Here is a 6,895-nt window from a genome sequence, read left to right on the forward strand (position 1 = left end):
TACGCACCATGAGGAGACAGCAGTGGCCCGGCGCCCTCTTCCCCGCATTCTGAGCAACGGCAGCGCACAGCTCGTCCGGAGCCGGGAGCTGGCCCGGACGGCCGCCGACAGCGCCACCGACGTCCTGCATCCGCTGATCACCGTCTCGCGCGGGCTGGGCCGGCTGGCCTCCGCCGGGCGGCGCAGATGGGCTCAGACCCCGAAGGACAAGCGTGGGCCACTGCTCTTCCTGGCGGCCTCGGTCGTCCTGGTCGTGGCGCTGGTGCCGTACGGACCACTGCTCGCCGTCATCACCCTGATGGCGGCGAGCGCCTGGCAGGGCCGGGACCGCACCCCACCCCCGCCGGAGGGCCCCGACGAGTCGCAGACCCAGCGGCTCCAGTCCCTGTACGAGGCCCTGGTGCCGTACTTCTCGGCCGCCGAGGACCCGGCGCCGCTGTACGCGCACGGCGGGGAGTGGGAGAAGGCCTTCCTCTCCCACGAGTTCGACGACGCGGGCCGCCTCGGCCAGCTCCTGCTCCGCTACCCCGCGTACTTCCCGGACGGTGAGCCCGCGGCCCGCGCGCGGATCGAGAACCTGCTCACCGCGAAGTCCGGGCGCGGCCGCGAGTACCACTTCGCGTGGGACGAGGAGGGCAACCGGCTCACGGTGACCGTCCTCGCCCCGCTGCCCACCGACATCGCCGCCCAGCGCTTCGTCACCGCGCCGGGCGAGACCGTGCTCGGGTTCACCGACCCCAGCGAGGTCCAGCGCACGCTCCCCCTCGCGTACGGCGAGGAGCAGCGTGACGTGCCGCCGGTCGTCTGGCGCACCGGTGCCCGCTCCACCGAGCCGCACCTGCTGGTCCTGGGCCGCCCCGGCAGCGGCACCTCGACCCTGCTGCGGTCCGTCGCCCTGCAGGCCCTCCAGTACGGCGACGTGCTCATCGTCGAGGGCGGCGGCAGCGGCGAGTACCTGTGCCTCGCCGGCCGGGACGGGGTCCTCGCCGTGGAGTGCGGGCTCACCGGGGCACTGGCCAGCCTGGAGTGGGCGGCGAACGAGACGGAGCGGCGGCTCGTCACGCTCAACCGCGCACGCCAGGCGGGCCACCCGCCGCCGGACGACTGCCGGCGCCCCCTGTGGATCCTCCTCGACCGCCCCGGCGCCTTCGTCCACCTGGCCGCGGCGGACGCCCGGCAGGACCCGCAGGACCTCCTCCAGGTCCCGCTCCGGCACGGCCGCGCGGCGAATGTCACGGTGGTGGTCGCCGAGCAGCTCGACAGCGCGGATGCGCTGAGCGAGGCGGTACGCCAGCACACGCGCGCGCGTGTCGTGCTGGGAGCGGCGCTGCCGGACGAGCTGACGGCGGCGCTGGGGGCTCCCCCGCACACGACGCCGCTGGCCCAGGTGCCGCCGGGGCGGGGGTACGCACGGCTGGGGCACGGACCGGTGCTGCGGCTTCAGGTGCCGGCGACTCCGGATCCGTACGACGACGCGACGAGCGAGGTCGACCGGGAGGCGGTCCTGGCGTTGCTGCCGCCGCGGAGCGGGGTGGTGGAGCAGGAGGTGCCCCTGGAGGCGGCCGTCGCCGAGGCCTGAGCCGGGGGACGCTCACCGGCGCTCGCCGGGCGCCCCGCGCCCACCCGCGCCGCCCCGGCGGCGCCTGCCCGCGCCAAGGCGTGAGAGACACGGCCGGACAGCGCCCCGTCAGAGGGCGCTGTGCCGAACGGACTGTGCGGCTCCGCCGCGCGGGCGCGACCGGCCCCCGCGCACCGCGGCCGAAGAACTGCCGGAGCCGCCCCGCCGCTACGCCACAAAGGACCGCGGCGACTCTGCGCCCCCTCCGCTCGCCCCCGACTCCACCAACCGCGCCGCCGCCGCCAGTCGGCTCGCCGCCTCCTCCGCCACCGCTCCCCCGACGGTGAACGGAAGCCGCACATAGCCCTCGAAGGCGCCGTCGACCCCGAACCGCGGACCGGACGGGACGCGCACCCCGACCCGCTCCCCCGCCTCGGCCAGCCGCGAGCCGGACAGGCCCCCCGCCCGGACCCACAGGGTCAGTCCTCCCTTCGGCACCTCGAACTCCCAGGTCGGCAGCTCCCGGCGGACCGCCGCCACCAGGGCGTCCCGGTTCTCGCGGGCCTGGCTCCGGCGCAGGTCGACGGCCTCGGCCCAGCCGCCCGTGCTGAACAGCCAGTTCACCGCGAGCTGTTCGAGCACCGGCGTGCCGAGGTCGGCGTACGCCCGCGCCGCGACCAGGCTGCGGATCACGTCGGGAGCCGCCCGCACCCAGCCGATGCGCATGCCCGCCCAGAACGCCTTGCTGGCCGAGCCGACGGTGATGACGGTGGAGCCGGCCGGGTCGAAGCCGCACACCGGACGGGGCATCTCCACGTCGTCGTCCAGCCACAGCTCGCTCATCGTCTCGTCGGCGACGAGCACCGTGCCCGCCGAGCGGGCCGCGTCCACCAGCCGGCGCCGCTGGTCGTCGTCGGCGAGCGCCCCGGTGGGGTTGTGGAAGTCGGCGACCACGTACGCGATGCGGGGCGCTGCCTCGCGCAGGACCTGGCGCCAGCGGTCCAGGTCCCAGCCGCCCAGCCCCTCGGCCATCGCCACCGGCACCAGCCGGGCACCCGCCTCCCGCATCAGCTGGAGGATGTTCGCGTAGGACGGCGACTCGACGGCGATGCGCTCGCCGCGGCCGCCGAAGAGATGGCAGATCGCGTCGATGGCGCCCATGGCACCGGTCGTCACCATGATCTGCTCGGGCATGGTGGGGATGCCGCGCGCCGTGTAGCGCTCGGCGATCATCGACCGGAGGACCGGAAGCCCGGCCGGGTAGTCGCCGTGGGTGTGGGCGTACGGCGGGAGTTCCGCCAGGGCGCCCTGGACCGCGCGGGTCAGCCACGGCTCGGGCGCGGGCGGCGCGGCGGTGCCCAGGTCGATCACCGAGCCGAGCGCCTCGGGGGGCAGGGGCTCCAGGCCGCGGGCCGGAAGGGGGTTGCCGGCCGGGACGGCGGTCCAGCTGCCTGCGCCCCGGCGGGACTCCAGGAAGCCCTCCGCACGCAGCGCCTCGTACGCCGCGGCCACCGTCGTACGGCTGACGGACAGGGCGAGGGCCAGTTCGCGTTCGGCGGGCAGCCGGGCGGCGACGGGGACGCGGCCTTCGAGGACCAGCAGCCGGATGCCGTCGGCGAGGGCGCGATAGGCGGGCGGGCGCCGGGTGCCGGGGCCGGCCGGGCGGTCCTGCTGCGAGGTGAGCAGCCGGGCGAGCTGAGCGGGCCCCACCGCCGAGGTCCACTGCGCCATGAGAATCAGTCCACCTTCCCCGAATTGGCCATGGATGGCACTCTTCCCCAAGCCACAGAGTGACATGAGTCAGGCCACCGTCACCACCCAGGGGGTATCCCTTGTCCACGCAGGACCGTCTCGGACGGCGATTGGTCCAGCTCTACGCGGGGCTCACGCTGTACGGCGTGAGTTCCGCGCTGCTCGTCGCGGCAGGCCTGGGACTGGAGCCCTGGGGGGTGCTGCACCAGGGCCTCGCGAAGCACACCGGGACGAGCATCGGCACGGTGTCGATCGTCGTGGGGGCGGCCGTACTGCTCCTGTGGATCCCGCTGCGTCAGCGGCCGGGCCTCGGCACGGTCTCCAACGTCTTCGTCATCGGCCTCGCCATGAACGCCGTGCTCGCCGTCCTCCCCGAGGCGCACGCGTTCGCCGTGCGGATTCCGCTGATGGCCGCCGGAATCGTGCTGAACGGGGCGGCGACCGGCCTGTACATCGCCGCGAGCTTCGGGCCCGGCCCCCGGGACGGCCTGATGACGGGGCTGCACCGGCGCACCGGCCGTTCGATCCGGTTGCTGCGGACGGCGATCGAGGTGGCGGTGGTCCTCACCGGTTTCGCGCTCGGCGGGACGGTCGGCGCCGGCACCCTCCTCTACGCCGTGTCCATCGGCCCGCTCGCGCAGCTGTTCCTGAAGGTGTTCGCCGTCCCGACGGCATCCGGCCGCAGTACGGTCGTTGCCACCGGGTCACCCGAGCGCGCGATACTGCGTCCGTGAGCACGCCGACCCGCCACCCGTACCTGGACCACCCCGGCCCCATCCCCTTCGCCCATCGCGGCGGAGCCGCGGACGGCCTGGAGAACACCGTGGCGCAGTTCCGGCGCGCGGTCCAACTCGGCTACCGGTACATCGAGACCGATGTGCACGCCACGGCGGACGGCAGGCTCGTCGCCTTCCACGACGACACGCTGGACCGGGTCACCGACGGGGCCGGCCGGATCGCCGACCTGCCGTGGCAGGACGTGCGGCACGCGCGCGTGGCGGGCCGCGAGCCGCTGCCCCTCTTCGAGGAGCTGCTGGAGGAGTTCCCTGACGTCCGCTGGAACGTGGACGCCAAGGCGGAGCCGGCCCTGCGGCCGCTCCTGGACCTGATCGAGAGGACGGACTCCTACGACCGGGTGTGCGTCGGCTCGTTCTCGGAGGCGCGGGTGCTGCGGGCGCAGCGACTGGCCGGGCCGCGCCTGGCCACCTCGTTCGGCACCCGCGGTGTGGTCGGACTGCGGCTGCGCTCCTGGGGCCTGCCGGCGGCGGTGCGCCGGTCGGCGGTCGCGGCCCAGGTGCCCGAGTCCCAGTCGGGGGTTCCGGTGGTCGACCGGCGCTTCGTGCGCGCCGCCCACGCGCGCGGGCTGCACGTCCACGTGTGGACCGTCAACGAACCCGAGCGGATGCACCGGCTGCTGGACCTGGGTGTCGATGGCATCATGACCGATCACATCGACACGTTGCGCGAGGTCATGCAGAAGCGCGGCGTCTGGTTCTGAGGCGCGCGCGGTACCGCTGCGGGAAAGGCGAGGGCACGGGTGGGCACCGAGACCGTGCGGACGGGGGTCGTCGACGAGACCGCCGAACTGCGGCGCGAACAGCGCGGCTGGTACTTCTACGACTGGGCGTGCTCGGTCTACTCGACGAGCGTCCTCACCGTGTTCCTCGGCCCGTACCTCACGTCGGTCGCCGGCCACGCGGCGGACGCCGACGGCTATGTACATCCGTTCGGCGTCCCGGTCCGGGCGGGCTCCTTCTTCGCCTATTCGGTCTCCCTGTCGGTGCTCCTCGCGGTCGTGATCATGCCCCTGGTGGGCAGCGCGGCCGACCGTACCGGCCGCAAGAAGCAGCTGCTCGGCGTCGCCGCGTACACCGGGGCCGCGGCGACGACGGGCATGTTCTTCCTGGACGGCGACCGCTATCTGCTCGGCGGAGTGCTGCTGGTCGTCGCCAACGCCGCCCAGTCCGTCGCCCTGATGCTCTACAACTCCTACCTGCCGCAGATCGCGTCGCCCGAGGAACGCGACACCGTCTCCTCCCGGGGCTGGGCCTTCGGCTACGCGTCCGGCTCCCTGGTGCTGATCGTCAACCTGGTCCTCTACTCGGCGCGCGACTCCTTCGGCCTCTCCGAGACGGAAGCGGTCCGTATCTGCCTGGCCGCGGCGGGCCTGTGGTGGGGCGCCTTCACCCTCGTGCCGCTGCGGCGGCTGCGCGACCGGGGCGGCAGGGCGGCCGCGGGGACGGCGCCCGGACTGCGCCAGCTCCTGGCGACCGCGCGCGACATGCGCCGCCACCCGCTGACGCTCTCCTTCCTGCTGGCGTACCTCGTCTACAACGACGGCATCCAGACCGTGATCTCCCAGGCGTCCGTGTACGGCTCCGAGGAGCTCGGGCTCGGCCAGTCGACGCTCATCGGTGCCGTGCTGCTGGTGCAGGTGCTTGCCGTGGCAGGTGCCCTGACGATGGGGCGGCTGGCCAGGATCTACGGCGCGAAGCACACGATCCTCGGGTCGCTCGTGGCGTGGACGGTGACGCTGGCGGCCGGGTACTTCCTGCCGGCCGGGGCGCCCGTGTGGTTCTTCGTCCTCGCGGCCGGCATCGGCCTCGTGCTCGGCGGCAGCCAGGCCCTGTCCCGCTCGCTGTTCTCCCATCTCGTACCGCCCGGGAAAGAAGCCGAGTACTTCGCGGCGTACGAGATGAGCGATCGGGGGATGAGCTGGCTGGGACCGCTGTTGTTCGGGATCACCTACCAGCTGAGCGGCAGCTACCGCTCGGCGATCATCTCGCTGGTGGCGTTCTTCGTGATCGGGTTCGCGCTGCTCGCGCGGGTGCCGGTGCGACGGGCGATCGGCGAGGCCGGCAACCCGGTCCCGCAGAAGATTTAGCGTTCAACGCGGAAGGGCGGTAGTGTACGCGTTTGGCCTGCCAGGCGTACCGTTACTGCGCGTCAAAGATGCCGAAACGCTGGGTGACATCCGTTAGCAGATGTGACAAACCGGGCGCTGGTGGGTACAACAAGGGGCGGCTACGACGGCGACGCATGACCCGGAACGGGAATCTTTACCGCCGACCGGACGTTGACCGGATGACGACGACAGCGACACCTGTCCTGTGGGCGACAAGCCCGGGAGGCACGATTCATGAGTGAGCGAGCTCTTCGCGGTACGCGCCTCGTGGTGACCAGCTACGAGACGGACCGCGGTATCGACCTGGCCCCGCGCCAGGCCGTGGAGTACGCATGCGAGAAGGGGCACCGGTTCGAGATGCCCTTCTCGGTCGAGGCGGAGATCCCGCCGGAGTGGGAGTGCAAGGTCTGCGGGGCCCAGGCACTCCTCGTGGACGGTGACGGCCCTGAGGAGAAGAAGGCCAAGCCCGCGCGTACCCACTGGGACATGCTGATGGAGCGGCGCACCCGTGAGGAACTCGAAGAGGTCCTTGAGGAGCGTCTGGCGGTACTGCGTTCCGGGGCGATGAACATCGCGGTTCATCCTCGATCATGTCCTGCTCCTTGGTCAGGTTCGACGCGTACAGGTCGTCGAAGACCTGGCGTACCTCGGGACTCTCGCGCCCGGTGAGGGTCGCCGTG

At 73.0% G+C, this 6,895-nt stretch carries 6 protein-coding genes; 5 read left to right on the forward strand and 1 reads right to left on the reverse strand.

Translation table 11 applies throughout. The features are described from left to right. Nucleotides 1-22: 22 nt before the first annotated feature. Nucleotides 23-1,579: a hypothetical protein gene (locus tag AB0M11_RS28370; protein ID WP_365710350.1), complete on the forward strand. Its 1,557-nt coding sequence runs from the start codon at nt 23-25 to the stop codon at nt 1,577-1,579. A gap of 207 nt (nt 1,580-1,786) precedes the next feature. Here AB0M11_RS28370 and AB0M11_RS28375 read toward each other — a convergent pair whose 3' ends face one another. Beyond that, nucleotides 1,787-3,289 carry a PLP-dependent aminotransferase family protein gene (locus AB0M11_RS28375; RefSeq protein WP_365710352.1) on the reverse strand — a complete coding sequence of 501 codons (1,503 nt, stop codon included), beginning with the start codon at nt 3,287-3,289 and terminating at the stop codon, nt 1,787-1,789. A gap of 101 nt (nt 3,290-3,390) precedes the next feature. Between AB0M11_RS28375 and AB0M11_RS28380 the strand changes: the two genes are divergently transcribed. The 4 genes from AB0M11_RS28380 to AB0M11_RS28395 all read left to right on the forward strand — a co-directional run bounded on the left by AB0M11_RS28380 (nt 3,391) and on the right by AB0M11_RS28395 (nt 6,884). Then, the gene (locus AB0M11_RS28380) at nt 3,391-4,044 is read left to right on the forward strand and encodes a hypothetical protein (RefSeq protein ID WP_365710354.1); all 654 of its coding nucleotides are present in this window, start codon (nt 3,391-3,393) and stop codon (nt 4,042-4,044) included. Next, nucleotides 4,041-4,808 (forward strand): glycerophosphodiester phosphodiesterase, encoded by a 768-nt coding sequence (locus AB0M11_RS28385; protein WP_365710356.1) that lies wholly within the window; start codon nt 4,041-4,043, stop codon nt 4,806-4,808. Before AB0M11_RS28380 ends, AB0M11_RS28385 begins: the two co-directional genes overlap by 4 nt. Nucleotides 4,809-4,847: 39 nt before the next feature. Continuing rightward, nucleotides 4,848-6,194 (forward strand): MFS transporter, encoded by a 1,347-nt coding sequence (locus tag AB0M11_RS28390; RefSeq protein WP_365710357.1) that lies wholly within the window; start codon nt 4,848-4,850, stop codon nt 6,192-6,194. Nucleotides 6,195-6,449: 255 nt separating this feature from the next. Continuing rightward, on the forward strand, nt 6,450-6,884 hold the full coding sequence (locus tag AB0M11_RS28395) for an RNA polymerase-binding protein RbpA (protein ID WP_365710359.1): 435 nt from the start codon (nt 6,450-6,452) through the stop codon (nt 6,882-6,884). Nucleotides 6,885-6,895 lie beyond the last annotated feature (11 nt).

It is taken from the genome of Streptomyces sp. NPDC051987, from assembly GCF_040680735.1.
Taxonomy (GTDB): domain Bacteria; phylum Actinomycetota; class Actinomycetes; order Streptomycetales; family Streptomycetaceae; genus Streptomyces.

Coding starts and splice junctions, on each gene's coding strand:
- AB0M11_RS28375 (WP_365710352.1), bottom strand. CDS start 3,289: ATGGCGCAGTGGACCTCGGCGGTGGGGCCCGCTCAGCTCGCCCGGCTG.
- AB0M11_RS28395 (WP_365710359.1), top strand. CDS start 6,450: ATGAGTGAGCGAGCTCTTCGCGGTACGCGCCTCGTGGTGACCAGCTAC.